The sequence below is a fragment of the Arthrobacter sp. MYb221 genome (assembly GCF_002979835.1).
In the GTDB taxonomy this organism is placed as follows: domain Bacteria; phylum Actinomycetota; class Actinomycetes; order Actinomycetales; family Micrococcaceae; genus Glutamicibacter.
Window position 1 is genome coordinate 1 of sequence record NZ_PCPW01000007.1, and the last position, 26,205, is coordinate 26,205.

Below are 26,205 nucleotides of genomic sequence, written 5' to 3' on the forward strand. Positions count from 1 at the left end.
TTCCGGGGTGAATTTCTGACGTTTGGACATGCACTCATTCTCCTACATACGCGTGTCTCACAACATCATGACAGCTCACCGGCCCAATACGCCCGCGAACTAGTCGCCGGAGCCCGGGTAGACCTCGAAGACCCCTTCCACCTCAGCCGCCACGACGACGAACTGAACCGCAGAATCTTCACCTTCCCCGAAATCCAGCGGATCTACACCGCCCCAGGAAATCAAGACCTCATCGCCATGGACTCCAAAGCTCGCGAATTCCCCGAAAGCCTCAAAGAGTTCATCCGCATCCGCGACGCGCACTGCCAAACCCCTTACTGCAACGGAGTCCCGGAAGAAATCGACCACGTGGTCCAGCACCACCTGAACGGGCCGACCACCGTGCACAACTCCTCCTTCCGCTGCTCATTCTGCAACAAGGCGAAGGAACTGCCGGGATGGTATGAAAAAGTCGATCCGTACCTGCCCCACTCCATCGTGATCGACACCGGAGACGGACGGACCTACCGGTCCCTGGCACCCCCAGCGACCGGAGTAGTCCGAGATATTGCCCCACCGGTCATCCACCTGCCCAAGCATCAACGAGAGTAAGCAACTTGACTGAAGTAGTCCTGCCCGAAGCACAGCCACAGGCCGCTAAGCAACGCGCCTCAGGGCAGTTAGCCGTCCTCCTAGGACTCCTAGCTTGCTGCGCCAGCACGCCGAAGCCCGGCCATCGACTACGAAGCCAGGATGACGGGGCAGAGCATCTTTGAAAACGGTAGGCGGCCTTCTGGCGCCTTACCGGAATAATAACCTCAAGAGATATCGGGGTTAAACAAAAGCACCCTCCCGAGCCGTTTTCACGGCTCAGGAGGGTGCTATTGAAATCAGAGCTTAGTAGTCGCGACGTCCGCCGCTACGGCCCGAATCGCCGAAACGGCTCTTGCCGCCACGTCCGCCGCCGCCGAAGCCGCCGCGCTTTTCGCCACCGCGTCCGCCGCCGCCGAAGCCGCCGCGTCCGCCACCGAAGCCACCGGAGCGCTTACGGTCGCCGTAGCCACCGCGATCCGAGTCTTCGGCTGGGCTACGACCGTTGTCGAGCTCCAGGTCGATGGCTTCGCCGCCGATGCGCGTCTTGGACAGTGCACGCCACTGGTCCTTGCTCAGCTCTGCTGGCAATTCGACCAGGGTGTGATCCGAACGGATGTCAATGCCACCGATTTCGGAGGAGTTGAAGCCGCCCTCGTTTGCCAGTGCGCCGACGATCGAGCCTGGCTGAACGCGGTTACGACGGCCAACGGCCAGACGGTACATGGCGTTGCCCTCGGCTGCAGTCTTGCGTGCACCGCGCTCACGTGGTTCGCGACGGGCTCCGTCACGACCGCCCTCACGTCCGCCTTCGCGGTCCATGCGGGCCTTCTTCGATGGTGGGATGACTGGTTCGGTCATCAGCAATGGACGACCGCCCTGAGCCATCAGTGCCAGTGCGGCAGCGATTTCCAGCTGATCCAGGTCTTCGTGCTCGCTGGCGAAACGCTCCACGATTTCACGGAAGGTAGTCAGATCCTGGCCACTGATGGTCTGGTCGATACGGTCAATGAAACGCTGGATGCGACGGTCGTTGACCGAGTCCAGGGAAGGGAGCTGCATCTGGGTCACCGGCTGGCGGGTAGCCTTCTCGATGGCACGCAGCAGGTACTTCTCGCGTGGGGTCATGAAGAGGATCGCGTCGCCCTTGCGGCCTGCACGGCCGGTACGGCCAATGCGGTGCACGTAGGACTCGGTGTCGTGTGGGATGTCGTAGTTGATGACGTGGGAGATGCGTTCCACGTCAAGGCCACGAGCGGCCACGTCGGTTGCGACCAAGATATCGATCTTGCCCGAACGCAGGTTCTCGACGGTGCGCTCACGCTGCTGCTGCGGGATATCACCGTTGATAGCTGCGGCGGTGAAGCCACGTGCCTTCAGCTTGTCGGCAAGATCTTCGGTAGCCATCTTGGTGCGCACGAAGGCGATAACGCCTTCGAATTCCTCGGATTCGAGGATACGGGTCATGGCGTCCAGCTTGTGGGCACCCATAACCTGCAGGTAACGCTGGGTGATGTTGGTGCCGGTCGAGGTGGTCGACTTGACGGAAACTTCCTGTGGGTTGCGCAGGTATTCCGCAGCGATACGACGAATGGTGCGTGGCATGGTTGCGGAGAACAGTGCAACCTGCTTGTCGGCCGGGGTCGACTCCAAGATCTTGTCAACCTCTTCGGCGAAGCCCATGCGAAGCATTTCGTCGGCCTCGTCCAAGACAACGTACTGGAGGTTGGACAGGTCCAGGGAACCCTTGTTGATGTGGTCGATGACTCGACCTGGGGTACCAACAACAACCTGTGCACCGCGGCGCAGGCCGTTGAGCTGTGGGCCGTATGGGGAGCCACCGTATACCGGCAGGACGGTGAAGTCGCTGAGGTACTTGGCGTAGGAAGTGAAAGCTTCAGCAACCTGAAGGGCTAGCTCGCGGGTTGGAGCCAGAACCAGGATCTGCGGGGTGCGAGCTGGACCGTTGAGGTCAGCAAGCTCGGCCATGCGGGACAGTGCCGGCAGCGCGAACGCAGCGGTCTTACCGGTACCGGTCTGAGCCAAACCAACAACGTCACGGCCTTCAAGAAGCAGTGGGATGGTGGCGGCCTGGATTGGCGATGGCTTCTCGTAGCCGAGGTCGGCCAGTGCTGCAAGCACTCGGGCGTCAAGACCAAGTTCGCTGAAGAGCACGGTCGGCTCTTCGGTGGTCTTTTCGTCATTGGTGTTTACGGGCATGTCAGATGACACGAAGAATTACCTCATTCGTTTGGGGGAAGGCCTACCCGTCCCCAAAAGAAAGAACGACGCATAGGCTACACAGTAAAAAACTACTCACGCTCATCAAGCGCTCCCCTATGACATAAAAACCGCGCTCACACTTGGCGGAAGAAATACAACACGAGAAGGCTCTAGCCTCAAAAATTGGGCGAGATGCAAGGAAACCCTGATGTTCGCGAACACCTAATACTATCGACATCAGGGGCCATTTGTCAGGGTGAGAGCCGTGTGAGTTCGGGCACCGCGACGCAGAGGACCCAAAACCGTTGCCGGAACGCTAGGCTGGAAGACGTGAAAAAGCCCGCGAATCCCTCACTTACGGACGTGTCAACCCCCGGTGCACTGCGTATCTCCCGGTTTGTTTGGATATTGGCCGGAGTGCTCTTCTTGGGCTTCGCAGCCAATCTGTTCTTCGATACCTGGACTGGCCGGTCCCTGGACCTAGGGCCGCTGGCACTCGTAGCCCTGCTGGCGGTGGCCGGCATTGCGTTCTGCCTCTTGGCCATCCGCCTGTGGAAGGGCGAACGGTCGGCACGTGCCCAGTTGACCTGGATCGGACTGATCGCGGCGCTGCCTACCCTGCTGCGCATGGGACGCTATGCGATTCTTGCGGCCGTGGTGCTCGTCGCGGTGCTGCTGATGTGGACACCTGCAAGCATCAAGTATTTTAAGCTCGTCTCGCCAAAGCCCAAACAGAAATAGTCGGCGGCCCGGTTAAACACCGCGGGACTCGTAACCCAAATGGTTGCGAGTCCCGCGGTGTTTTTTCTGCTTAGAGCGCCGTGAAGGCGCGCTCCAGATCATCGATCAAGTCGGCGGTGTCTTCGATACCCACCGAGAGGCGAAGCAAATTCACCGGGACGGCCAGTTCGGTGCCCTTGACCGAAGCGTGAGTCATCTCCGATGGGTAGTTCATCAGCGATTCGATGCCACCGAGCGACTCGGCCAAGGTGAAGAGCTTCGTGCTTTCGGCAATCTTCCGCGCGGCGGCCTCGCCACCGGCGAACTGCACCGACACCATGCCGCCAAAACCGCTCATCTGCTTCTTGGCGATCTCATGTCCGGCGTGATCCGCGAAGCCCGGGTAGAGCACGCGCTCCACTTCCTTGCGTTCGCGCAGCCAGGCAGCGACCTGGGCCGCATTCTCGCTATGCGTGCGCATGCGCACGCCCAGGGTCTTCAACCCACGGGTGGTCAGAAAGGCGTCCATCGGGCCGGAGACGGCACCGACCGCGAACTGAATGAAACCGATCTTCTCGGCCAGCTCGTCGTCGTTCACGATGATCGCACCACCGACAACATCGGAGTGCCCACCGATGTACTTGGTGGTGGAATGGACGACGATATCCGCGCCGTGGGTCAGCGGCTGCTGCAGGAAGGGACTGGCGAAGGTGTTGTCGACAACCAGCAGCGCTCCGGCCGCGTGGGCGATCTGGGCGACCCGGGAGATATCGGTGATCTTCATCATCGGGTTCGACGGGGTCTCAACCCAGACCAGCTTCGCCTTGTTCTTTTCGATCGCGGCGGTCAAAGCCTGTTCGTCGGACATGTCCACCGGGGTGTTGCCGATGCCCCAGGCGCCAAGCACTCGGTCGATCAGGCGGAAGGTTCCACCATAGGCGTCGTTGCCCAGGACGATGTGGTCCCCCGGGCGCAGGATCGCCCGGATCAAGGAGTCCTCGGCCGCCAGGCCCGAGCTGAAGGAAAACGCATGTTTGCCGAATTCGGCTCCGGCCAGCTGCGCCTGGAGCGAATCACGGGTTGGGTTGGTGCCTCGGCCATATTCATAGCCGTTGCGCAATTTGCCGATCGCTTCCTGCGCATAGGTCGAGGAGAAGTGCAGCGGCGGAACTACCGCGCCGGTCACCGGTTCAAATTCCTGGCCGGTGTGTACGAAACGAGTATTTGATCCCTGGGTATTTTCGGTCATGACGTTCCTGTCCTTGTGATGGAATTCGTTAGCGGGTGACGTAGGCCAGCAGGTCCGAGGCGGACAGCGCGGCGACGACGTCTCCGCCGTGCGTCAGCAGCACCGCCGGGTGCACGGCCAGCAGTTCTTGGGCACGGGCGAGATCTTCCCCCACGCCGAGCAGCGGGATGGCCAGCTGCTCGAGCTCTGCCAGCTCGCTGGTGGCCGCGGCACCGGCCAGGAGCGCGTCGGCGATGGTCGCCGCGCCGATGACCCCGCGAATTTCGCCGATCCGGGCGGGCAGCTGGCTGGTGGCCACGACCAGCGCTTCGGCACCGGACTCGCGTAGCGCCGCGGCGGCCTGGACCAGGGTGGTCTCGGGTGCTAGGGCCGGTTGCGGCTGGGTAGCCAGCGCGCGGGCTATGCCCACCAGCTCGGAGTCCGCCTCGCAGGTGAAGCCCTGGGTGAGCATCCAGGAGTCGTTGAAGATCTTCGCCAGGTAGCCTCGGCCGCCGTCGGGCGCGATGACCACTACGACGTCGTCCTCGCTCAGGTCCTTGGCCACGCGCAGCGCCGCCACGATGGCCATGCCGGATGAACCGCCCAGCAGCAGTCCCTCCTCGCGAGCCAGCCGGCGAGTCATCTCGAAGGAGTCGGCATCCTTGACCGCCTCGACCGCATCGGGCACCGCAGGATCGTAGTTGCCCGGCCACATGTCCTCGCCGACGCCTTCGACCAGGAACGGGCGGCCGGTGCCGCCGGAGTAGACCGAACCGTCCGGGTCCGCGGCGATGACCTTGACCGGACCCGTGGCACGATCGGCGGAAATCTCTTTGAGGTATCGTCCGGTACCGGTGATGGTGCCGCCGGTGCCCGCGCCGATCACCACATGGGTGAGCTTGCCGTCGGTATCGTTCCAGATTTCCGGGCCGGTCGACTCGAAGTGGCTTTCCGGGGCTCCGGGATTGGAGAACTGGTCTGGCTTGTATGCGCCCTCGATCTCGCGGACCAGACGGTCCGAGACACCGTAGTAGGACTCAGGGGATTCCGGGGCTACCGCCGTGGGCGTCACCACGACTTCGGCTCCGTATGCGCGCAGCACGTCGCGCTTTTCCTCGCCGACCTTGTCCGGGGTGACGAAGATGGTGTTGTAGCCCTTCAGCTGTCCGACCATCGCCAGCCCGACACCGGTGTTGCCGCTGGTAGGTTCGACAATAGTTCCGCCGGCCTTCAGCTCGCCGCTCTGCTCCGCACGCTCAACCATTTTCAGGGAGATGCGATCCTTGATGGATCCGCCCGGATTCAGGTATTCGAGCTTGACCAGCACGGTGGCTTTGATACCGTCGGTCACGCGATTGAGTTTGACGAGTGGCGTGTTGCCAATCAGATCTAGAACTGTAGACGCATACTTCATGTCAAGAACTTTACCGGCGGATGTCACACATGTCGTGGCCGCTCGTAGCTTAGCGTCATCCAGTAGCCATCACCGGCCCGAAATGTTAGCGATGGGCCCGAACAGGGAAGAGGTACCGAGCGTGCACACCGCGGCGATCAGCAGCACCTATGACCCGCGGCGTCCGGTCAATTTGCTGAAGTCCTTGGGGATTTTGCGTCGCGGCCTCGGCGACCCGACCATCCGCCTGTCGGCCACGGACGCCTGGTTGGCCTTTGCGACGCCGCAGGGAGATGCGACGCTGCACATCTCGAAATTGTCACCCGCTGGCGTCGCTCGATTCGGCGCGTGGGGGCCGGGTGCGCGCTGGGCCATCGATTTCGCGCCGGAGCTCTTGGGCAGCCAGGACGATTGGGCGCGCTTCGATGAGCCGGACTTCTTCGCCGCCCTGCCCGAAATAGTGCAGCGCCAGCGCAGGGAACATCGGGATATGGTGCTGCCGCGGACCCACCGGATCTTCGAGCATGCCGCCGGTGCGGTGCTGGAACAACGCGTCACCGGTATCGAAGCTAATCATGCGTGGCGCTGGCTGATCCGGCACCATGGAAGACCTGCACCGGGCCCGGCGCCCGACGGGCTGCGGCTTTTTCCGCGCCCGGAACAAATCGCGGCGCTCAAACGCTGGGATTGGCAAGGCGCCCGGGTTGAGAATCAGCGGGCGCAGACCTTGGGCAGGCTAGCGTTCGCCGCGAGCCGTTTGGAATGGTGGGCCGCCCCGGAACTGGGTGAGATCAAGCCGCAGGCTAGTGGCGCGGGCACCCTGGAAGCTGCGTTGCTGGCCATACCCGGGATCGGGCCTTGGACGGTTGCCGAAACCTTGCAGCGTTCCCACGGCTCCCCCGACCACATTTCGGTCGGCGACTTTCATCTGGCAGGGTTCGTTGGCCAGATGCTGACCGGCCGTCGCGTCAAGGATTCGACAATGCTTGAGCTGCTGTCGCCTTTTGCCGGACAGCGCCAGCGCCTGATTCGGCTGCTTCTGCTTTCCGGCCAGAAAAAGCAAAGCTTCGGGCCACGCTATGCCCCGTTGGATCATCGAGGTCGTTAGTAGCCCGAAGCTTTAGTTGCTAGATAGCTTTTGTACTATTCCGCCTGCGCGCCTTCCTCGGCGATCTGCGCGTGCACCTCGGACATGTCGATGCCCTTCACTGCGGTGACTAGATCTTCGAGCTGGGCCGCATTCAGTACACCAGGCTGGGAGAAAACCAGGACCTTTTCGCGGAATGCCATCACGGTCGGAATCGACGTGACATTGGCAGCGCGGGCCAAACCCTGTTCGGCTTCGGTGTCCACCTTCGAGAACACAACGTCAGGGAACTTTTCCGAAGTTTGCTCATAAACCGGCGCGAACTGACGGCAAGGACCGCACCACGCTGCCCAAAAATCAACGAGCACAATGTCATTGTCTTCAATCAGCTGGGCGAATTCTGCTTCGCTCACATTTTTAGTTGCCATGCTTACACGGTAGCCGAATTCGGCCACAAGTACGTAGCTGAGAGACATGGAGCGCAGTTCGAAAACCCGAAATATCGGGATTTTTGCGTACTTTTCCGGAGATGCAAAAAACTCCCAGATCCTAAGATCTGGGAGTCATTTGTGGCAGATACTGGATTCGAACCAGTGAAGGCGTTGCCAGCTGATTTACAGTCAGCCCCCTTTGGCCACTCGGGTAATCTGCCCCGTTTGTTCACGTCGGAACGAGAAATAACTCTACAGGAGTTTCGGGGACTTGTGAAATCGAGAGGCGCATTTTTGATGTAAGCCTGATCACAGCCCAAATTCGCGCTGCTAAACCGGTAGGCTATGAAGCGAATTGGACCCGTAGAACACCAAGGAGAAATCACATGGCTAGCGATTCCACTTTTGATGTCGTCAGCAAGGTAGACAGCCAAGAAGTCGCCAACGCACTACACCAGGCCCAGAAGGAAATCGTGCAGCGATACGACTTCAAGGGCGTCGGCGCCGAGATCGATTACAGCGGCGAGAAGATCCTGATGAAGGCCAACGCCGAGGAGCGCGTCAAGGCTGTGCTGGACATCTTCCAGTCCAAACTGGTCAAGCGCAACATCTCGCTGAAGTCCTTGGACGCTGGCGAACCTTATGCTTCGGGCAAGGAGTACCGCATCGAGGCGTCCATCGTCGAGGGCATCGCCCAAGACGTTGCCAAGAAGATCAATAAGCTCATTCGCGACGAAGCGCCGAAGGGCGTCAAGTCCACCATCCAGGGCGACGAGCTGCGTGTTTCGTCCAAGTCCCGCGACGACCTGCAGGAGACCATGACGCTGCTGCGCGGCTTCGACGAAGCTGACCTCCAGTTCGTGAACTTCCGCTAGGAACCCGCCGGAGCGCCAATGACAAAGCCGTTGCCAACGAACAGTTGGCAGCGGCTTTGTCATTGCATGGTGAATTTTCAACCGAAGTATTTAGCGGCCTCGGGCCATCGCTTCCAAACGGGCTACTCGGTCGTCCATGGATGGGTGGGTCGAGAACATCTGCTTCAGGCGCGAGCCGAAGGGGTTCGCGATCATCAGGTGCGAGCTGTTCACCAGCTTCTGGTCTTGCGCGGCAAGCGGGGCGGCGCTGATCCCGGATTCAAGCCGGCGTAAGGCGCTGGCCAGCGCCAGCGGATCTCCGGTGAGTTTGGCGCCATCTTCATCCGCATCGAATTCACGGGTTCGGCTCACGGCCATCTGGATGAGCGACGCGGCAAGCGGTGCCAGCAAGGACATGGCAATCAACGCGATCGGGTTGACGTTGCGGTTGTCCCGTCCGCCGAAGAACAGCATGAATTGGGCGACGGAGGTAATCACGCCGGCCACGGCCGCCGCCACCGAAGAGGTGAGGATGTCCCGGTTGTACACGTGCATCAGTTCGTGGCCCAGCACGCCGCGCAGCTCGCGCTCGTCGAGCAGCTGCAAGATTCCCTCGGTGCAGCATACCGCGGCGTTCTGCGGGTTGCGGCCGGTCGCGAAGGCGTTGGGCGAGGTCGTTGGGGATACATAGAGCCGCGGCATCGGCTGCTGGGCGTTAATCGACAGCTCGCGAACGATGCGGTACATGGCCGGCTGATCCGCTTCGGTGATGGGGTAGGCGTGCATCGAGCGCAGGGCGATCTTGTCGCTGTTCCAGTAGCCATAGGCGGTGGTGCCCACGCCGATCAGGGCAAAGATCCAGATGAATGAGCCGTTTCCGCTGCCGAAGGAAATCAGCGAGCCGAGCGCCAGCAGGAGGGCAAACATGCCACCGAGCAAAAGCGCGGTTTTGAAGCCATTGTTGTGTTGATGCACCTTAGGTCCACTCCCATATACGAAATCCCATTGCGGTTCCCTTTAGTGTATTTGAACGAGCCAGTCGATGTTTTTGTTCCCAGCCGGAGGCCCGCGCACCGGGTGCGAGATGGATCACGGCGCCCCTCGCGGATGTGCTTTAGTTCCCGGCTCTTTCCAGATCGAGCCGCGGCGTGACTACCATCACCTTGTACGGCCGCGCCCGGCCGTTGGGCATACGATCGACTCATAATGCTCGATCCATGGCGCCCTTGCGGCCCGTGGCGGCTCGGTGGAAGTAGAAACGATTAACTAATGAGTTCCGGCAGCAATAAACCCGTTCGCTCCGAACATTCCCTTGGCCTGATCCAAGGCACGACCGCATATTTGGTCTGGGGCCTGCTCCCCCTGTACTTCCTGTTGTTGCCGGAAATCTCCGCCTTCGAATTCGTCGCCGTGCGCATCGTCTTCTCGCTGGTTTTCTGCGCCCTGCTGCTGTTCGCGACCAAGCAGATTCGCTTGTTCCTCAGCATGTTCAGGGATCGCCAGGCGGTGGGCCGGCTGGCGCTGGCCAGCGTGCTGATCGCGGTGAACTGGACGCTCTATGCCGTGGCGGTGCTCACCGGCCATGTCCTTGAAGCCTCGCTGGGCTACTTCATCAATCCCATCGTCGCCATCGTGCTCGGCGTGATTGTCCTGAAGGAAAGGCTGAGCCGGTTGCGGTGGTCCGCCTTGGCCGTTGCCACGATCGCGGTGCTGGTTCTGACTTTCGGCCTCGGCCGGGTCCCGTGGATCTCGCTGGGCTTGGCGTTTTCCTTCGGCTTCTACGGACTGGTCAAGAGCCAGGTGGGGAAAAGCGGTACGGCCCTTGGCGCGCTGACCATGGAAACGCTCATCTTGGCGCCGCTCGCTGGCGGCTTCCTGATCTGGACGTCGAGCCAGGGCGCCTCGGCGCTAGCCGGCGTTGAGTTACCGATGCTGGCCCTGTTGGCTGCCAGCGGCATTATCACCGCCGTGCCATTGCTGCTTTTCGGCGGTGCCGCACGCCGCCTGCCGCTGAGCACCCTGGGCTCCTTGCAGTTCTTGGCACCGATCATGCAGTTCATCCTCGGCCTGCTGGTTTTCGGCGAGTCGATGCCGGTGGAGCGTTGGATCGGCTTCGGGTTGGTCTGGGCGGCGGTTGTGCTGATCATTCTCGACATGGTTCGCACGCCGCGGGCAGGGCGCGGCCCGGAACCTAAACAGGTTAGTTGACGCACGAGAGGCCTGGTTCAACAGAACCAGGCCTCTCGTGTTTGAGCGAGTTACGCGTGCTTGCGAATCGCTGCCTCGAGGACGTCGAAGGCTTCGCTCAGCAGAGCGTCCCCGATGACCAGCGGAGGCAGCAGGCGCACCACGTTGCCGTAGGTACCGCAGGTGAGGATCAGCACCCCCTGGGCCAGGCACTCGGCGGCGACCTTCTTGGTCAGCTCCGCGTCTGGTTCCTTGCCACCGGCCTTGACCAGTTCGAGGGCAACCATCGCGCCGCGGCCGCGAACGTCACCCAGCGCCGAAACATCCTTTTGCAGGGCTTCGAAGCGGGCGAAGAACTGCTTTTCGATCTCGCGGGCGCGCCCGGCCAGATCCTGCTCTTCCATGAACTTGATGCTCTCCAGCGCCGCGGCCACCGCGACCGGGTTGCCGCCGTAGGTTCCGCCGAGTCCGCCGCCGTGCACCGAATCGAGCAATTCTGCGCGCCCGATGAGTCCCGACAGTGGCATGCCGCTGGCGATGCCCTTGGCCACGGTCACCAGATCGGGTTCGATCCCTTCGATTTCCGAAGCGAACCACGCACCGGCGCGGGCAAATCCGGCCTGGACTTCATCGGCGATGAAGACGATGCCGTTTTCCTTGGCCCATTCGACCACGCGTGGCAGGAAGCCGGTGGCCGGGACGATGAAGCCGCCCTCGCCCTGGATTGGCTCGATGATGATCGCGGCAATCTGGTCGCCGCCAATCTGCTTCTCCATGGCCAGGATCGCGCGCTCGGCGGCTTCCTTTCCGGAGATGTTCGGGTTTTCCTCGCGGTATGGGTAGCTCATTGGCATCCGGTAGATCTCCGGTGCCAGCGGACCGAAGCCGCGCTTGTAGGGAGCTGCCTTGGCGGTCAGGCCCATGGTGAGGTTGGTGCGGCCGTGGTAGGCGTGGTCGAAGGCGACAACCGCCTGGCGGCCGGTAGCCACACGAGCAACCTTGATCGCGTTTTCTACCGCTTCGGCCCCGGAGTTGAAGAACACCGCGCGCTTCTCGAAGTTGCCCGGAGTGATCGCTGCGAGCTTCTCGGCCAGCTCGATGTAGTTCTCATAAGGGGCCACCATGAAGCAGGTGTGGGTGAAACGAGCCGCCTGCTCGGCAACGGCCTTGGCCACCGCAGGGTTGGAAGCGCCTACGGAGGTCACGGCAATGCCGGAGCCCAGGTCGATCAGCTGGTTGCCGTCAACGTCGACGATGATGCCGCCATCGACATCGGCTGCGTAGACCGGCAGGCTCGATGCCACGCCGGCGGCGACCGCCTTGGCACGGCGGGCGCTCAATGCTTGGGACTTCGGTCCTGGGAAGGCACCATTAATCTGGCGTTTCTGCTCAATGCGGTAAGTAACGTCCACCGTGTTTCCTTTCGAAAAATATTGCCGGTCCTTGTTGCCGGAATGACTCTATCTAGAAGAATATGGCCGTGCGGCGTATTGCTCTACCCATACCAGCACAATAATGAACCACATTCACAGTGCACTTGCACAGAGAAAAAGCCTCCTCCGCTCCGGACGCTGGTCCGAAGAGGAGGAGGCTTAGTTCTTTAGGCAGTGGCCTGGTGTTTATTCGTTGCCAGTGGTGACCGGCTCGACATCGTCATCGTGCTTTTCCGGATTGCGCGAGAGATTCACTAGGCTGATCGCCAGGCCGCCCCAAATGGTCAACATGGCGATGATCATGAAGGTGATTGCAATGCCGCTCATGACTAGTACTCCTTTCCAACTGGATCGGGCAACTCTTCTGCCTCGACGTGTTTCTGATGTTCCGCAAATTCGGGATCATTCAGCTTCGACTTTTTGCTCCATGGAACGAGCGCGAGCAGCACCGCACCGACGATCAAGGCACCTGCCATGCCCCAGCCGAAGACACCGTTGAACCAGACCGGGTAGCCGGAATACGGCTCGGCGATCTTGGTCTGGATTTCGTTGATCAGCATGTAGCCAAGCGCTGCCGGACCGACACCACCGACGAGAACCATCCACGCGGTACCCAGCTTGATGGAGCTGTGGCGGTTCAGGTGCTTGGCCAGGCGCGGCAGCATGCCCAGGCCAGCGCCGAAGACAATGACCAGAACCAATGCACAGGCGAGAATGCCGAACTGGTTCACGAACGCGTCCATGGTATCCAGCAGGTACAGACCGGTGGTGGTTGGGAACAGAATCATCGAAACGAGCGCCACCGGAAGGGTCACCACCAAGGTAGCGGCCTTGCGGTTCCAGCCCAGCTTGTCTTGGAACGCCGCCACGATGACTTCGAGGATCGAAATCAGCGAGGTAATTCCCGCGAAGACCAGCGAACCGAAGAACAGCACGCCGATGACCGAGCCGAAAGGCGCGGCAGAAACGATGGTCGGGAAGGCAATGAAGGCCAGCCCAATGCCGCTGGCGGCCACATCGGAGACCGCGGAGTTCGCGTTGTAGGCCATGAAGCCCAGCGCCGCGAAAACGCCAATGCCGGCAAGCAGTTCGAAGCTGGAGTTGGCGAAGGCCACCACGTAGCCCGAGCCGGTCAGGTCGCTCTTGCGCCTCATGTACGAGGAGTAGGTGACCATGATGCCGAAGGCGATGGACAGGGAGAAGAAGATGTGGCCGAAGGCCGCAGCCCAAACCCCTGGGTTCGACAATGCTTCGAAGTTCGGAGTGAAGAAGGCGTTCAGGCCATCGACTGCTCCGGGAAGGAAGACGGACTGGACCACAAGGATCAAGAACATCACGATCAGCAGCGGCATGATGAAGCCGTTGGCACGCGAAATGCCCTTGTTGACACCGGCGACCATAATGATGATGGCTACCAGCCAGACGCCGAGCATCGGCCCGAAGACCCCGCCCACGATATCCATCGAGACACCGGCTTCGGGTGCGACCTGGAGGAAGTCGCTCTGGAAGAAGGCACCAGCGCCATCGGGGTTGTCATCCCAGGCCTTCGTGAGGGAGAACCAGCAGTACATGGCCGCCCACGCGATAATTGCCGCGTAGTAGATGGCGATAATGAAGCAGATCAGTACCTGCCACCAGCCAAGCACCTCGGCCTTGCGGCTCGCCCGGCGATATGCCAGCGGGGCCGAACCTCGGTAGCGGTGGCCTATCGAATAGTCAAGGAATAGCAGTGGAATACCGGCGCAGAGAATTGCGACGAGGTATGGAATGAGGAACGCGCCGCCACCGTTCTCGTAGGCGACATAGGGGAAACGCCAGATGTTTCCCAGACCAACGGCTGAACCAATCGCCGAGAGAATAAAAAGCTTGCGCGACGAGAACGTCTCGCGCTTGCCTTCAGCGAGTGGAGCGCCCTTTTTCAAAGATGGAGTGCTCATGGCACTAAACTAGCGCAAATGGTTCACATTATGGGCAATTCTCCAAGAAAAATGTCCATAATCTGAACAACTTCGTTTTTCGGGAACTTTTGCGCGGCACCATAGAATTGCGGTATGGCAATCACACTACGCGCCCTATTGGCCCTTGACGAGCTGGATCTTCGTCCGCTCAACGATCATTCGGCAGCCAATGACACCGCAATCACCTGGGGCGCGGTCACCGAACTTCTCAATCCGGCAGACTTCCTCACCGGTCGAGAAATCGTGCTCACCACGGGCGTACGGCAGAAGACGACGGCCAGCCAACGAGAATTCGTCAAGACCCTCGCGCAGAACGACGTCGTGGCCTTGGGATTCGGTACCGGCTTGGGCCACAAAAATGTCCCAGCCTCGATCTTGCAAACAGCAAATGAGGTCGGTCTCCCGGTCTTCGAGGTTCCCTATCAGATTCCCTTTGCCGCAATCACTCGAATCATCGCCGAGGCGCTGAACGCGGACCACCTGCAGCGGCTCGAACGGCTGCTGCGCTCGCACCAGCGGCTGACCCGCGCATTGCTGTCCTCCGATCTGGACACCATGCTCGACGAACTCGCCCGGATATTGAAGACCGACGTGGCGTTGACACTTTATGGCGAATGCATCAGTGGCAACTACGATGCGCAACGCGATTGGAATAGCCTGCCGGTGGCCACCGGCATCCGCGACAAATGCGTTCTGCACCTGGCGCAGCCGTACGCGCCGGATCCTCTGATCGAATACGCGCAGTCGCTGATCGGATTGGAAGTTGCCAACAACGCCCGGCTGCTCGCCTCGGAGCGCCAATCCAACGGGCAGGTGCTGGCGGACCTGGCCGCCGGCACGCTGGCCGGGGACGATGCGACGGTCAGAATCGGCGCGCTGGGGCTCAATCCGAAGCGCGAGCATGCGGTGATCCTGATTCAGGCCGCGACGCACCCCGAACGCCTACCGGCGCTTCCCTTGCCAGCCGAACTGAGCTCACAGGTTTCCGTGATCGTCGAGGACCGCCTGGCGATTATTGTGGCGCACAACCAGCTGCAGCATTCGGTTCGACGACTTGATACCTATCTGAATGACGCGGGTATCACCACACGGGTGGGATATGGCGGGCGCTACCCGAATACCCCGGGCATCCGGTGGAGCTATTTTGAAGCTCTCGAAGCCTTGCGCCATGGTGACCGCGTCAACGTGCCCAATAAGTTGTCGCTAACCTCGCTGTTGCTTGCCGCCCGAGATGTGCCCTTGCAGGACCTGGCCGAGGAAGCCTTGGGGCCGATTCGCAAATTTGATGCAACTCACGATTCCGACCTCGAACGGACGCTGCGTGAGTACCTTAATCGCGACGGTTCGGTGGGCGCCGTCGCGGAATCACTGGGCTTGCACCGCAATACCGTGCGCTATCGCATGCAGCAGATATCCGAACTCACCGGGTACGACCCGAACGTCACAAGCGATCGTGTGCAGCTGTGGATCGCGTTGAGCGCACTTGAACTGGGCTAATTCTCGATAGGATAAAGACATGGCTGACATGTTTCTTGAGAAGTTCCGTTCCCTCGTCCCCAAGTACCTTGAGGACCAGTGGAATGAAGCTGACGGATTGACCGCCGAAGAATTGGCCGAGGGGCTGGCCCAATCGGGGGTTTCCATTCCTTTCGTGCTCGAAGAGTTCTACCTTGCGGTGGGTAATAACGAGGATTTCACCGAGGCCTACCATTTCTTCTTCGATCCCGAAGAGCTGGAAATCGACGGGGACTACCTGTTGTTCCTCGAAGACGAAGAAGAGAAATACGTTTGGGGCTTTAAAGCCTCCCAGCTCGACGTGCCGGATCCGATCGTTTACCGCCGCAATAATGCCAAGGGAACCTGGGTCAGCGAAGAAGGAACCTTCAGCGAATTCACCTTGGACCTGTTCAGCTGGGTCTTCGAAGAACTAGCCGCCGAACTGGATGACTAGTGCTGCATAGTTCCCACGAACCAGCAGGATATCGTTGCCCTTTTTGCGAGCTTGTCAACGAGCAGCCATTTAGCGAAGGCAACCTCTGCGCGCCGAGCGATCTGATCTATCAGACCGAATTGGTGGCCGCGATCATGGCCTGCGACGGATTCGGGAACTACGGCGGTCATGTGATGATCATTCCCACGGCGCATTTGGAAGCGCTCTACGACCTGGATGAGCGAACCGGCTCTGCCATTATGTGGGAGACCAAGCGCGTCGCCCTGGCGATGAAATTGGCGTGGAATCCGGAAGGAACCAGCACCCGCCAGCACAACGAGCCTGCGGGCAATCAGCATGTCTGGCACTATCACCAGCATGTGTTTCCGCGCTATGCAGACGACGAGCTGTACCGCCAGCTGCGCCATCGCGTCCCGGTCGACGACCGGGCGCAGAAGGCCAGGGAGCTGCGCGCGGCGCTATGCTCGCCCGAGCACCCAAACCGCCTTCAGCAGGACGAAATCATCCGCTGACAGGACCGCTCACAGGGCCTGATGTTTCCAAGCTCGCGCACCTGGCGCGCACGGTTGGCCGCCCAATTCTGCGGAACGAGCGAATCCTTGCGGCCCAACCCGTTCTACGGCCTGGCGTTTTGCCTCATCCTGCAAATGCCCTTCGCCAAGAAACCGGTAGCCGGCTGGCGGATTAAAAACAAAGCGCTGCTGGCGATCCCGGATGAGACCGCCAGCAGCGCATATTGTCAGTGGGCCTAAGCCTCGCGGGTCACTACTGCATCGGCGAAGGAAATCAGCGCCTGCTTGATGGTTCCCTCGGGCAGTGGCGCAAGTACGGCAATGGCGTCGTCCGCCCAGCGGCGGGCGACCTTCCATGCTTCGGCGGTGGCCGGGTGCGCGGCGACCGCCGCGACGGCGACCGCCAGCGCCTCATCGGTGCTCAAGTCCGCCTCGACCAGCGCTACCGCCGCCTGCGCCGCTTCGTCACCGTGCTCGGCTGCCTGGCGCAGCAGCAAGATTGGCAGCGTCGGCACGCCTTCGCGCAAGTCCGTGCCGGGAGTCTTGCCCGACTCGGCTTCCTTGGACGCAATATCAATCACGTCGTCGGCAACCTGGAAGGCGACGCCAACCTTTTCACCGTACTCGCGCAGCACGTCGATAAATTGTGGGCAGCCGCCGAAGTTGGCTCCATAGGCCCCAGAGGTTGCCAGCAGGGAAGCGGTCTTGTCGCTGATCACCTGAATGTGATGGGCAATCGCGTCTTCGCTTTCGCGCGGGCCGATTGACTCGTGCAACTGGCCGAGGCACAGCCTCTCGAAGGTGCGCGCCTGCCAATTCACCGCCTCGGTACCGAGCTCGGCGCCAAAGACCGACGCGCGGGCGAAGATCAGGTCCCCGGCGAGGATGGCGACAGAGTTTCCCCAGACCTCATGGGCGGTCGGTGCACCGCGACGCATGGGAGCTGAGTCCATCACGTCATCGTGGTACAGCGTAGCCAGGTGGGTTAACTCAACGATAGCGGCGGCCTTGATGACCTCGTCGTTGATGCCCTCGCCGAGCAGCGCCGCGAGCAGCACCAGCAGGGGGCGCACACGTTTACCGCCAGCCTCCACAAGGTGGCGGCTGGTGGCATCTATCAGCGGGTCGGAGTTGGCGATCGCGTCGCGCAGCAGCTTCTCAACCTTGGCCATGCCGGTGGAGATGGCGGGACCAAACTCCGGGTCCTCGGCGATCAGCGCGAAGCCCGAGGGAAGATTGATGGCCGCAGCGAGCACCGCGGTTTCAGGATTCAGCTCAATCGAGTCGGACACGTCGTGCCCGGCTGCGGTCCAGTTGCTCTTGGAATCAGTCACTGTTTTAAGGCTTACTTATCTTTCATCGGGTTGGTCATCGCAGAGTGCGAAGACTCCATGCATGCCAAATGCACGCAAACTTCACTCTAGCCGATGCTTACCAGTCAACGTCTTCGGGCGCTCCGCAACCACCGTCAATGACAGTCGAAGTACCTGAACTGTATTCGCCCCCGAGTTTACCGGTTGCTGCAGGCGCGGAGGAACAGACCCGGCGCATCTCACATGGGTGAGCAGCAACACCTCCACGCGACCGTCCAGCCCGTTGCGCGGTAGGCTTAGCCTTATCATGTCTGCCGATTCGACCGCTCTCGCCGCCAGCGCGCATCAATCTACGACACCGGCCCTGACCAGTGTCACCTTCGATTTCAAAGATGCCGCGCAGTCATTAATTTCCGACTCCCTGCGCCACCACGCCATGGTTTGGACGCGCAACGGAAATGGCCTCGTCGGGTTCGGCGTCGCCGCCCAGATCCACACGCAGGGCGAAGAACGCTTCGCACAGGCCCGGGGATGGTTTGCCCAAATCATCAAGCTGGCGCAGATCACCGACCCTATTGCCCGTCCCGGCAGCGGCCTGGTCGCCTTCGGTTCCTTCGCTTTCTCCTTCACCAGCACCTTCGCCTCACGGCTGGTCATCCCGGAGGTCGTGCTGGGCAAGGACGGGGATCAGGCCTGGATCACGATCACCGGACCGGCAAAGAAGCTCGAAGGGATGGAATTTGCCGACGCCCTGCGATTGGCCGAGGCAAAGCTCGCAAGTTCGGCGATTCCCGCCCAGGACCCAGGGGAAATCGAGCTCACCACCGGCCAGCTCACCGCGGGATCCTATCTGGAAGCCGTGACGGCGGCGCTGGGACAGTTCGAAGAGCGAGGCATTTCCAAACTGGTGCTGGCACGCGACATCCTGGCCCGGAGCACCAAGCCGATCGATCTGGCCTCGGTGCTGCGCACCTTGACCGAACAATATGAGAATTGCTGGACCTACGCCGTTGATGGTTTGGTTGGTGCGACTCCGGAGATGCTGGTGCGCGTCACCAACGGGCTTGCCGAGGCTCGCGTGCTGGCCGGTACCCTGGACCGGGCCATCGAAGGCGCCAACGCGCCCGGATACGCGCAGGAAAAGCTCTTCGAGGATCCCAAGCAGCGCCACGAACACCAGTTGGCCATCGATTCGCTGACCGAATCCTTGAATCCAATTTCCCACGGCATGCAGTCGCCCGAGGAACCGTTTATCCTGGCGCTGCCCAATGTCTGGCATCTGGCAAGCGACGTCCGCGCCGAATTGCGCGCCGACGCCGAGGGCCAGCTCCCCTCGGCACTGGATGTTGCGCAGATTTTCCACCCGACCGCCGCGGTGTGCGGCACCCCGACGAAGCCGGCCGGAGTATTGCTGCGTGAGTTGGAAGGCATGGACCGCGGCCCCTATGCCGGGCCGGTGGGCTGGGTGGATAGCCGCGGGGATGGCGAATTTGGCATCGCGTTGCGTGGCGGAATGCTCGAAGCGGAGAATCTCATGCGGCTCTACGCAGGATGCGGCATTGTGCCCGGCTCCGAACCGGAAGCCGAACTGGCCGAGTCCTGGGCCAAGATGCGTCCGATGCGCCAGGCCCTGCGCGCAGAATAGAATCCAGCAGCATCTGAGAGCCAAGTCTGAGCATAAGTAAAACTTATGCTTTGCGCTTCATGTGTGATGGAAATCTCGGTCTCGTGTGTCCGTGGTTATGATTGTTCCTACGCAATGATCCACTCGCATTACCGAAAGTAGGTTCTGATCCTATGCGTCCTCTCAAGAAGCGCTTCGTCTCAACTCTCGCCGTCTCCTCGGTGGCCCTCCTGGCCCTCACCGCCTGCGGTTCGGGGACTTCCGACGAGTCCGAAGACAGTGGATTCCCGGTCAACGCCGGCAAGCTCACCTTCTGCTCCGATATCCCCTACGAGCCCTTCGAATTTGTCCAGGACGGAAAGAACGTCGGCTTCGACATGGACATCGCTGCCGAAATCGCCAAGGATGCCGAGCTCGAGCTGAATGTCATCGATGCCAGCTTCGACTCGATCGAGTCGGGCCTGTTCAGCGTCCAGTGCGATATCGCGATCTCCTCGGTCTCCATCACCGAGGAACGTTCAGCCAAGATGGATTTCTCCACCCCCTACATGGACGATGATCTGGTGCTGATCGCGGCCGAAGGTTCGGGAGTTACCGATCTGGAGTCCGCGAAGGGCAAGAAGGTCGGCGTACAGCAGGCGACAACCGGCGAGAAGTACGCCAAGGAGCAGGGGCTCACCGACACCATCGGCTATGAAGATGCCGGCCTGCAGACCCAGGCGCTTCTAGCGGGCCAGGTCGACGCGCTGCTGGGCAACCAGTCGGTACTTGGCTACACCATCAAGGACAAGCCAGGCTACAAGGTGGTCGCAGACTTCAAGACCGGCGAACAGCTGGGCATCGCGGTGCCCAAGGAACAGGCCGAAACCCTCGAGCTGGTCAATGGCACCCTGAAGCGTCTGACCGATGCCGGAACCATGGAAGAACTGACCGTGAAGTGGTTCGGCGAGAAGTAATTCTGCGTCGCTGAACGAATGAACACCAGGCGGAGTCGAGGCGAGACTCAAAAAGTCCTCGCCGCGGCTCCCCTTACCTTTACGAGAGGTTTTCAAGCATGGCAATGACTACGAGTCAGCGTGCCCGCATGAGCAAGACCATCCAGATCGTGATCTTCGTGATCGCGGTCGTCGCGATTCTGTTTGCCGTGGACTGGGAAAAGGCGCGCTATGCGTTCTTCTCCTTCGAAAAATTGGGACCGATGTTCCCGGACATGATCCTCATCGGCCTGAGAAACACCGTGTTCTACACGGTGATTTCCTTCGCCTTTGGCCTGGTCCTGGGTTTGCTCCTGGCCCTGATGAAGATGGCCTCGTTCGCACCGTACCGGTGGTTCGCCACCGCATTCATCGAGTTCTTCCGTGGCATTCCCGCCATCCTGGTGCTCTTGGCCTTCGGATTCGGTTTGCCTCAGGCATTTGGAACCAACTGGCCACAACCGGTGAACATCATGTTCGCCTTGGGCCTGGTCTCCTCCGCCTACATCGCGGAGACCCTGCGCGCAGGTTTGCAGGCTGTGCCCAAGGGACAGACCGAGGCAGCCCGCTCCCTGGGCATGCCCGCCTGGCGTGCCATGGTCACCATCGTGATCCCGCAGGCGTTCAAGATCGTGCTCCCTCCGATGACCAACGAAATCATCTTGCTGACCAAGGACACCTCGCTGGCCTTCATCCTCGGTGCCGCCTTCACCCAGTACGAGATGACCAAATTCGGTCGTGACGGCATCTCATCGCTGGATGCAGGTATCACCCCGCTGGTGGTTGCCGGTCTGTTCTACCTGGTGATCACCATTCCGCTGAGCCTGATTGCTCGTAAGTTCGAATCCCGCTCGGCGCGGACCAAGCGATAGTTAGGAACAGAGAATGACGACTCCAAACAATGAGCTATCGGTCAAAGCTTCGGGCGTGAACATCGTCGGCCTACGCAAGGCCTACGGTTCAAATGAAGTGCTCAAGGGAATAGACCTCGAGGTCAAACCGGGCGAAGTGGTGTGCCTGATCGGCCCATCGGGTTCCGGCAAGTCCACCTTGCTGCGCTGCGTGAACCTGCTCGAACAGCCCAACGGCGGAACCATCCACGTGGCAGGTTTTGAGACCACCGATTCGGAGGTCAATCTGGATAAGATGCGCCAGCATGTGGGCATGGTCTTCCAGCAGTTCAACCTCTTCCCGCACCTGACGGTGTTGGAAAACTGCACGGTGGCCCAGCTCAAGGTGCTCAAGCGGAATAAGAAGGACGCCAGCAAGATCGCCCTGAGCAACCTGGAACGGGTGGGCCTGGGCGACTTCGGCGAACGCTACCCGGATCAGCTCTCCGGTGGGCAGCAGCAGCGCGTGGCGATCGCCCGCGCGCTATCGATGGAACCAACGCTGATGCTCTTCGATGAGCCAACCAGCGCCTTGGACCCGGAGACGGTCGGAGAAGTTCTTTCGATTATGAAGAACCTCGCCAAGTCCGGCATGACGATGCTGGTGGTGACCCACGAGATGAGCTTCGCCAAGGAAGTTGCCGATCGTGTGGTGTTCATGGACGGAGGCGTCGTGGTCGAAGAAGGCAAGGCCGTGGACGTGATCGGCAATCCGCAGCAGCCGCGTACGCAGGACTTCCTGCGTCGGGTTTTGGACCCAACGCACGTAGACCTCTAGGCGATACGGTCCGCTAAAAAGCAGGGCGTGGAGTCAGCGATCGCTGATTCCACGCCCTGCTTTTTTGGGATTATGCGGGCCAGCGAAGCTCGGTTATGCGCGAGCTGAGTTCAAGGTTATCGGCCCGCAACCCCGCTCTGCTCGCACCGATTTCGATCAGCCGCAGCTTGCCTGCCTTGGGGGCCCGCAGTGCCTCGCGTAGCTCGGTCGGCGTCGCCACCCGTTGGTATTGCCATCCATAAGCCGCCGCCAGCGCCTCCAGCCGGGCATTTTGCGGCGTGGCGAAGAGCCGCTCGACCGCCTGCGCGTAGCGTCCTGACTGCTCTACCTGGCCGTGTTCCAGCGTGGAGAAGATCGCGCCTCCCCCATCGTTGTAGACCACCACGTCGAGGTCCGGCTCCGCTTCCCCCGGGGTCCAGGCCAGGGAACTGGCATCATGCAGGAAGGTGATATCTCCCATCACGCTCAGCGTCGGTTCACCGGTGGCCAGCGCCAGGCCCAGCGCGGTCGAGATCGTTCCGTCGATCCCGGCAAGCCCGCGGTTGGCGAATACCGTAGCCCCGGCCGCGGCGGCGGGAATCGCGGCTAGATCGAAGTCGCGGACGATATTCGAGGATCCCAAGAGCAGCGGGCCGGAATGCGACCGCCAAATTTCCTCGGCAACCACCGGGCCGCTGAGTGGCGTTTCGGGTGCCAGACCCTGCCGCACGGCGAGCGCCTGGGCATCTAGCTCCTGCCAGCTCGCCAGCCAACCCTCCGGCGCGGCCCCGGCGAATTCGACCAGTTTCTCCGGTTCGCCAATCACCATTTCGCGGCGGCGTCCGGGTTCATACCAGGCCACCGGTCCCGGCTGCCAGATCGCGCTGGACACCGCGGGGTTCGCCAATAACTTCCCCACCGGGCGGCTGAGCGTAGGACGGCCGAAAAGCACCACGCGGTCAATCTGCTCCGCCCCCACGGCAAGCAATGGCCGGTAGTGGCCGATGGCCTGGGCTGAGTAGCGCGCATTGGAGGACGGTTCGGCGAACAGCGGCAGTCCGAGCGCCTCGGCGAAGATTTGGGCTTCGGCGCCGGCTCCATGGCCGGCGACCACGACGGTTCGGCGGGTTGCCAAGGTCTCGGGCCTAGCCCAGGTTGCCGGCGCCGTGGCCGTGTGCCAGCGCCCCGGGGCCAGGTCGGTCCAGGGCTGATTCGCGACGCGGTCTGCTTCTCCGGGGGTCAGCGGGTCGCGGAACTGCAGGTTCAGCTGCACCGGGCCCGCTGGATGCTGGGTTGAACCTGCCAGGGCCGCAAGTGCTTGGGCAAGCGCTGGTGCCGGGTCGGCACCGGCGGCGACGTTCAACGCGGCACGCACGTGGGGGCCGAATAGGTTCTTCTGGTCGGTGCTTTGGCTTGCTCCGGTCCCCAGTAGCTCATCGGGACGGTCGGCCGAGAGCACCAGCAGCGGCGTTGCCGTGTGGTTGGCCTCCATTATGGCCGGCAGCAGCTGCCCGATCGCGGTTCCGGAGGTGGCGGCCAGCGCTACGGGAGTCTTTGATCCGTGGCTCAGCCCCAGCGCCAGGAAGCCTGCCGAACGCTCGTCGATGCGTACGTGTATCCGCAAGTGTCCGGCGGCTTCCGCCTCGGCTGCGGCGTAGGCCAGGGGCGCGCTACGTGAGCCTGGGGATAGCACCAGGTCGCGCAGCCCGGCGCGAATCAGTGCAGCCAGAACCTGACGCGCCGTGGCAATTGCCGGTTGTCCTTCGTCTTGCCGCGCGCTCACGCCGTGTTCCACCCCTGAAGTATCGCCTGAAAGCATCGGTTCAAGTCTATGCCCAGTTATAGCAAGACCCCGGTGCGGACGCTCAGTGCTGCACTGAGTCGCCCTCACCGGGGTCTAGGGTCGGCTAAGACTGAAGACTAGTCTTTGTTCTTGCCGTTTCCTTTGCCGTTGCCGTTTCCATTTCCGTTGTTTCCGTTGCCGTTGCCCTGCTTGAAAACCTGGACTACGGATGGGCGCGGGCCGTAGAACTGGCCCTTCCCGACCGAATCTGCGGAATTGATGAAGTCCGGGAAGAGGGAGGTCGGCTGCGCGAAGCTGCCGCCCTCGCCCGGGTGCTGGACCGAGACGAAGACCGAGTTGTCCTTGTCGTGCACCACCGGGCCGCAGGTCTCTGCACCGGTTGGCACGGCCAGGAACTGCTCGACCCGTCCGCGATCCTTGCCGTGCAGGCTGACCTTGTGCAACGCGTCAGACAGGCCGATGACCCCTGGTGCGCCATCGGTGGAGATCCACAGGTTACCGGCCGAGTCGAAGGCGAGGTTGTCCGGGCAAGAAATCGGCGAGACCTTGTCGGTCGGGTACCCGGAGAAGTAGGTCGAGGAATTGACCCGCGGGTCTCCGGCGACCAGCAAGATGTTCCAGGTGAAACGGGTGCTGGTTGCGTCGTTCCCGGCTTCGGTCATTTCCAGCACGTGGCCGTCGCGGTTCGCGATACGCGGGTTCTGCTCGGTGGCGCCTTCCTTGCCGGCCTTGCCGCGGTCGGTGTTATTGGTCAGTGCCACGTACACCTTGCCCGATACCGGGCTCGGCTCGACATCTTCTGGACGGTCCATCTTCGTGGCGCCGACCTTGTCCGCAGCCAAGCGGGTGTAAACCAAAACCTCGTCGAGGCTCATGCCTTCGACCATCGACTCGCCGTTGCGCACCAGCGGCAGCCACTGGCCGGTGCCGTCGAACGCGCCGTCCGTTGGGACCTGGCCGCTGCCGTCAAATTCGGAAACCGGGGAGTTTCCGGAGAATTTGGCCACGTATAGGTCACCCTCGTTGAGCAGGGACATATTGTGCTGGCGATCGTTCTTGCGGTAGGTGTCCTTCGAAACGAACTTGTAGATGTATTCGAATCGCGAGTCATCGCCCGAGTAGGCCACGGCCTTGCCGTTCTTCGCCACGCGCACGGTAGCGCCCTCGTGCTTGAAACGGCCCAGGCTGGTGTGCTTGACGGGGGTGGAGTTCGGGTTCTGCGGGTCGATCTCAACGATCCAGCCGAAACGGTTTGCCTCATTTTCGTAGCCCGCGTTGTTCAGGCCGAAGCGTGGATCGGTGTGCTCCCAGCCGCGGCCCGAAGCGCTGGTGCCGATGCCGTAGCGGGATTCCTCGGCGGTTCCGCGGCCCTGGAAGTACTGGTCGAAGTTCTCTTCGCCGGACAGCACGGTGCCCCACGGGGTGGTTCCGCCGGCGCAGTTGTTCAGCGTGCCGAGCACCAGCTTGCCGGTCGGGTCCGCGACGGTCTGCAGCAGCTCGCTGCCGGCGGCGGGACCGGTAACGGCGAATGGGGTATTTGCGGTGATGCGGCGGTTGCGTTCCCCGCCGACCACGTAGGTCCAACGCTTGTCGTTCTTCTTGCGCTTGATCTCCACGACGCTCAGGCCGTGGGAGCTCATCGCGATGCGGCGGGCCTCGTCGGTGTTCTCGGCAAACCACTGGGCATCGAACATCATGTCTTCGTTGGAGTACTCGTGGTTGGCCACCAGCACGCCGGTGCGTCCGGAATACTTATCGGCGATGATGTCCAGGTAGTCGCAGTTGTAGCCGAACTGCAGATCCTGGGCCTTGGCGGACTGCTTCGTGGCGTCGAATTCCGGGCTCGACTTGAATAGCGGATCGCCCCAACGGATGATCGCGTGCCAGTCATAGCCTTCGGGGACGCTCATATTGTCCACGGAACGCGAAACCGGTTCGATGGCTTCGAATTTCAGGTGGCCGCCCTTGCCGCGGCCGGTCTCTACCAGCGGTGCGGCCATGGCGCCCGGGGCGCCCAGCAGCTGTGGGCCGATAACCAGCGCCGAGGCGCCGACTGCGCCTAGGCCCAGCACGTTGCGGCGGGAGAGGGCCTGGTCGGCGATGTCCTTGAAGTAGCTATTACCCGAGGTGTTGCACTCTGGCTTAACGCAAGCGTCGCCGCATTTGAAGTGGCAGGTAGCTGCGGAACGTCCGCCGCGGGTGTGGCCCAGCATTGGCAACAGGGTTCGGATGGGATTCATAACTACGGCACTTCCTCATTCTTTGGCTCAAGTTCAGGGGAACGAACTAGTTGAGC

The 26,205-nt window shown here is 61.5% G+C and carries 24 protein-coding genes and 1 tRNA gene; 13 read left to right on the forward strand and 12 right to left on the reverse strand.

What is annotated here, in order from left to right; genetic code table 11:
• On the forward strand, window positions 1-591 hold a 591-nt coding region (locus tag CQ015_RS18970; RefSeq protein ID WP_181150392.1), incomplete at its 5' end, for an HNH endonuclease signature motif containing protein.
• Window positions 592-876: 285 nt separating this feature from the next.
• Here CQ015_RS18970 and CQ015_RS09905 read toward each other — a convergent pair.
• Complete coding sequence (locus tag CQ015_RS09905; RefSeq protein WP_105568733.1) at window positions 877-2,790, reverse strand: DEAD/DEAH box helicase; 1,914 nt, start codon at window positions 2,788-2,790, stop codon at window positions 877-879.
• 333 nt (window positions 2,791-3,123) lie between these two features.
• Here CQ015_RS09905 and CQ015_RS09910 point away from each other — a divergent pair, with 333 nt between their 5' ends.
• Window positions 3,124-3,534 carry a hypothetical protein gene (locus tag CQ015_RS09910; protein WP_141393447.1) on the forward strand — a complete coding sequence of 137 codons (411 nt, stop codon included), beginning with the start codon at window positions 3,124-3,126 and terminating at the stop codon, window positions 3,532-3,534.
• 70 nt (window positions 3,535-3,604) lie between these two features.
• On the opposite strand, the gene CQ015_RS09915 is transcribed toward CQ015_RS09910, so the two are convergent.
• Both CQ015_RS09915 and CQ015_RS09920 read right to left on the reverse strand, forming a co-directional pair.
• Window positions 3,605-4,762 carry a cystathionine gamma-synthase gene (locus tag CQ015_RS09915; RefSeq protein WP_105650037.1) on the reverse strand — a complete coding sequence of 386 codons (1,158 nt, stop codon included), beginning with the start codon at window positions 4,760-4,762 and terminating at the stop codon, window positions 3,605-3,607.
• 28 nt (window positions 4,763-4,790) lie between these two features.
• Window positions 4,791-6,155: a pyridoxal-phosphate dependent enzyme gene (locus tag CQ015_RS09920; protein ID WP_105553172.1), complete on the reverse strand. Its 1,365-nt coding sequence runs from the start codon at window positions 6,153-6,155 to the stop codon at window positions 4,791-4,793.
• A gap of 91 nt (window positions 6,156-6,246) precedes the next feature.
• Here CQ015_RS09920 and CQ015_RS09925 point away from each other — a divergent pair, with 91 nt between their 5' ends.
• A complete protein-coding gene (locus CQ015_RS09925) occupies window positions 6,247-7,242 on the forward strand; it encodes a DNA-3-methyladenine glycosylase (protein WP_105650038.1) in 996 nt (331 codons plus the stop codon).
• 35 nt (window positions 7,243-7,277) lie between these two features.
• Here CQ015_RS09925 and CQ015_RS09930 read toward each other — a convergent pair whose 3' ends face one another.
• Window positions 7,278-7,649 carry a co-chaperone YbbN gene (locus CQ015_RS09930; protein ID WP_096283570.1) on the reverse strand — a complete coding sequence of 124 codons (372 nt, stop codon included), beginning with the start codon at window positions 7,647-7,649 and terminating at the stop codon, window positions 7,278-7,280.
• A gap of 142 nt (window positions 7,650-7,791) precedes the next feature.
• Window positions 7,792-7,873 (reverse strand) — tRNA-Tyr (locus CQ015_RS09935).
• 165 nt (window positions 7,874-8,038) lie between these two features.
• Between CQ015_RS09935 and CQ015_RS09940 the strand changes: the two genes are divergently transcribed.
• On the forward strand, window positions 8,039-8,527 hold the full coding sequence (locus CQ015_RS09940) for a YajQ family cyclic di-GMP-binding protein (protein WP_105553174.1): 489 nt from the start codon (window positions 8,039-8,041) through the stop codon (window positions 8,525-8,527).
• 90 nt (window positions 8,528-8,617) lie between these two features.
• Here CQ015_RS09940 and htpX read toward each other — a convergent pair whose 3' ends face one another.
• The gene (gene htpX / locus CQ015_RS09945) at window positions 8,618-9,481 is read right to left on the reverse strand and encodes a zinc metalloprotease HtpX (protein ID WP_105553175.1); all 864 of its coding nucleotides are present in this window, start codon (window positions 9,479-9,481) and stop codon (window positions 8,618-8,620) included.
• A 294-nt stretch (window positions 9,482-9,775) separates the two neighbouring features.
• Here htpX and rarD point away from each other — a divergent pair, with 294 nt between their 5' ends.
• Entirely contained in the window at window positions 9,776-10,714 is a 939-nt protein-coding gene (gene rarD / locus CQ015_RS09950; RefSeq protein WP_105650039.1) for an EamA family transporter RarD, read from the forward strand.
• Window positions 10,715-10,764: 50 nt separating this feature from the next.
• On the opposite strand, the gene gabT is transcribed toward rarD, so the two are convergent.
• From gabT to CQ015_RS09965, 3 genes are all read right to left on the reverse strand, one after another.
• Complete coding sequence (gene gabT, locus CQ015_RS09955; RefSeq protein ID WP_105650040.1) at window positions 10,765-12,105, reverse strand: 4-aminobutyrate--2-oxoglutarate transaminase; 1,341 nt, start codon at window positions 12,103-12,105, stop codon at window positions 10,765-10,767.
• Between the two features lie 207 nt (window positions 12,106-12,312).
• Window positions 12,313-12,453 carry a methionine/alanine import family NSS transporter small subunit gene (locus CQ015_RS09960; RefSeq protein WP_105553178.1) on the reverse strand — a complete coding sequence of 47 codons (141 nt, stop codon included), beginning with the start codon at window positions 12,451-12,453 and terminating at the stop codon, window positions 12,313-12,315.
• A 2-nt stretch (window positions 12,454-12,455) separates the two neighbouring features.
• A complete protein-coding gene (locus CQ015_RS09965) occupies window positions 12,456-14,063 on the reverse strand; it encodes a sodium-dependent transporter (RefSeq protein ID WP_105553179.1) in 1,608 nt (535 codons plus the stop codon).
• A gap of 114 nt (window positions 14,064-14,177) precedes the next feature.
• Between CQ015_RS09965 and CQ015_RS09970 the strand changes: the two genes are divergently transcribed.
• From CQ015_RS09970 to CQ015_RS09985, 4 genes are read left to right on the forward strand one after another with little or no spacing between them, the layout of a single operon-like run.
• Entirely contained in the window at window positions 14,178-15,581 is a 1,404-nt protein-coding gene (locus tag CQ015_RS09970; protein WP_105650041.1) for a PucR family transcriptional regulator, read from the forward strand.
• Between the two features lie 19 nt (window positions 15,582-15,600).
• Window positions 15,601-16,035, forward strand: a complete 435-nt coding sequence (locus tag CQ015_RS09975) for a hypothetical protein (protein WP_096283502.1) — start codon at window positions 15,601-15,603, stop codon at window positions 16,033-16,035.
• Window positions 16,035-16,547: an HIT family protein gene (locus tag CQ015_RS09980; RefSeq protein ID WP_105553181.1), complete on the forward strand. Its 513-nt coding sequence runs from the start codon at window positions 16,035-16,037 to the stop codon at window positions 16,545-16,547. Before CQ015_RS09975 ends, CQ015_RS09980 begins: the two co-directional genes overlap by 1 nt.
• A 54-nt stretch (window positions 16,548-16,601) precedes the next feature.
• A complete protein-coding gene (locus tag CQ015_RS09985) occupies window positions 16,602-16,787 on the forward strand; it encodes a hypothetical protein (protein WP_146114045.1) in 186 nt (61 codons plus the stop codon).
• On the opposite strand, the gene CQ015_RS09990 is transcribed toward CQ015_RS09985, so the two are convergent.
• A complete protein-coding gene (locus CQ015_RS09990; protein WP_105553183.1) occupies window positions 16,784-17,881 on the reverse strand; it encodes a polyprenyl synthetase family protein in 1,098 nt (365 codons plus the stop codon). The two genes, CQ015_RS09985 and CQ015_RS09990, sit on opposite strands and share 4 nt — an antisense overlap.
• Before the next feature lie 286 nt (window positions 17,882-18,167).
• Here CQ015_RS09990 and CQ015_RS09995 point away from each other — a divergent pair, with 286 nt between their 5' ends.
• The 4 genes from CQ015_RS09995 (at window position 18,168) to CQ015_RS10010 (ending at window position 22,126) form a co-directional block, all read left to right on the forward strand.
• Window positions 18,168-19,505, forward strand: a complete 1,338-nt coding sequence (locus CQ015_RS09995) for an isochorismate synthase MenF (protein WP_105553184.1) — start codon at window positions 18,168-18,170, stop codon at window positions 19,503-19,505.
• Window positions 19,506-19,657: 152 nt separating this feature from the next.
• On the forward strand, window positions 19,658-20,440 hold the full coding sequence (locus CQ015_RS10000; RefSeq protein WP_105553185.1) for an ABC transporter substrate-binding protein: 783 nt from the start codon (window positions 19,658-19,660) through the stop codon (window positions 20,438-20,440).
• A gap of 98 nt (window positions 20,441-20,538) precedes the next feature.
• Window positions 20,539-21,330 (forward strand): amino acid ABC transporter permease, encoded by a 792-nt coding sequence (locus CQ015_RS10005; protein WP_105553186.1) that lies wholly within the window; start codon window positions 20,539-20,541, stop codon window positions 21,328-21,330.
• Window positions 21,331-21,343: 13 nt separating this feature from the next.
• Window positions 21,344-22,126 carry an amino acid ABC transporter ATP-binding protein gene (locus CQ015_RS10010; RefSeq protein ID WP_105553187.1) on the forward strand — a complete coding sequence of 261 codons (783 nt, stop codon included), beginning with the start codon at window positions 21,344-21,346 and terminating at the stop codon, window positions 22,124-22,126.
• A gap of 70 nt (window positions 22,127-22,196) precedes the next feature.
• On the opposite strand, the gene menD is transcribed toward CQ015_RS10010, so the two are convergent.
• Together menD and CQ015_RS10020 are read right to left on the reverse strand one after the other, a co-directional pair.
• Entirely contained in the window at window positions 22,197-23,924 is a 1,728-nt protein-coding gene (menD, locus tag CQ015_RS10015; protein ID WP_105568729.1) for a 2-succinyl-5-enolpyruvyl-6-hydroxy-3-cyclohexene-1-carboxylic-acid synthase, read from the reverse strand.
• 101 nt (window positions 23,925-24,025) lie between these two features.
• Entirely contained in the window at window positions 24,026-26,149 is a 2,124-nt protein-coding gene (locus CQ015_RS10020; protein WP_105650043.1) for a PhoX family phosphatase, read from the reverse strand.
• Window positions 26,150-26,205 lie beyond the last annotated feature (56 nt).

Excerpts from the sequence above, each read along its gene's own strand:
- CQ015_RS09905 (WP_105568733.1), bottom strand. The coding sequence starts at position 2,790 with ATGCCCGTAAACACCAATGACGAAAAGACCACCGAAGAGCCGACCGTG.
- CQ015_RS09915 (WP_105650037.1), bottom strand. The coding sequence starts at position 4,762 with ATGACCGAAAATACCCAGGGATCAAATACTCGTTTCGTACACACCGGC.
- CQ015_RS09920 (WP_105553172.1), bottom strand. The coding sequence starts at position 6,155 with ATGAAGTATGCGTCTACAGTTCTAGATCTGATTGGCAACACGCCACTC.
- CQ015_RS09925 (WP_105650038.1), top strand. The coding sequence starts at position 6,247 with ATGGGCCCGAACAGGGAAGAGGTACCGAGCGTGCACACCGCGGCGATC.
- CQ015_RS09930 (WP_096283570.1), bottom strand. The coding sequence starts at position 7,649 with ATGGCAACTAAAAATGTGAGCGAAGCAGAATTCGCCCAGCTGATTGAA.
- CQ015_RS09940 (WP_105553174.1), top strand. The coding sequence starts at position 8,039 with ATGGCTAGCGATTCCACTTTTGATGTCGTCAGCAAGGTAGACAGCCAA.
- rarD (WP_105650039.1), top strand. The coding sequence starts at position 9,776 with ATGAGTTCCGGCAGCAATAAACCCGTTCGCTCCGAACATTCCCTTGGC.
- CQ015_RS09960 (WP_105553178.1), bottom strand. The coding sequence starts at position 12,453 with ATGAGCGGCATTGCAATCACCTTCATGATCATCGCCATGTTGACCATT.
- CQ015_RS09965 (WP_105553179.1), bottom strand. The coding sequence starts at position 14,063 with ATGAGCACTCCATCTTTGAAAAAGGGCGCTCCACTCGCTGAAGGCAAG.
- CQ015_RS09970 (WP_105650041.1), top strand. The coding sequence starts at position 14,178 with ATGGCAATCACACTACGCGCCCTATTGGCCCTTGACGAGCTGGATCTT.
- CQ015_RS09975 (WP_096283502.1), top strand. The coding sequence starts at position 15,601 with ATGGCTGACATGTTTCTTGAGAAGTTCCGTTCCCTCGTCCCCAAGTAC.
- CQ015_RS09995 (WP_105553184.1), top strand. The coding sequence starts at position 18,168 with ATGTCTGCCGATTCGACCGCTCTCGCCGCCAGCGCGCATCAATCTACG.
- CQ015_RS10000 (WP_105553185.1), top strand. The coding sequence starts at position 19,658 with ATGCGTCCTCTCAAGAAGCGCTTCGTCTCAACTCTCGCCGTCTCCTCG.
- CQ015_RS10005 (WP_105553186.1), top strand. The coding sequence starts at position 20,539 with ATGGCAATGACTACGAGTCAGCGTGCCCGCATGAGCAAGACCATCCAG.
- CQ015_RS10010 (WP_105553187.1), top strand. The coding sequence starts at position 21,344 with ATGACGACTCCAAACAATGAGCTATCGGTCAAAGCTTCGGGCGTGAAC.
- menD (WP_105568729.1), bottom strand. The coding sequence starts at position 23,924 with ATGCTTTCAGGCGATACTTCAGGGGTGGAACACGGCGTGAGCGCGCGG.
- CQ015_RS10020 (WP_105650043.1), bottom strand. The coding sequence starts at position 26,149 with ATGAATCCCATCCGAACCCTGTTGCCAATGCTGGGCCACACCCGCGGC.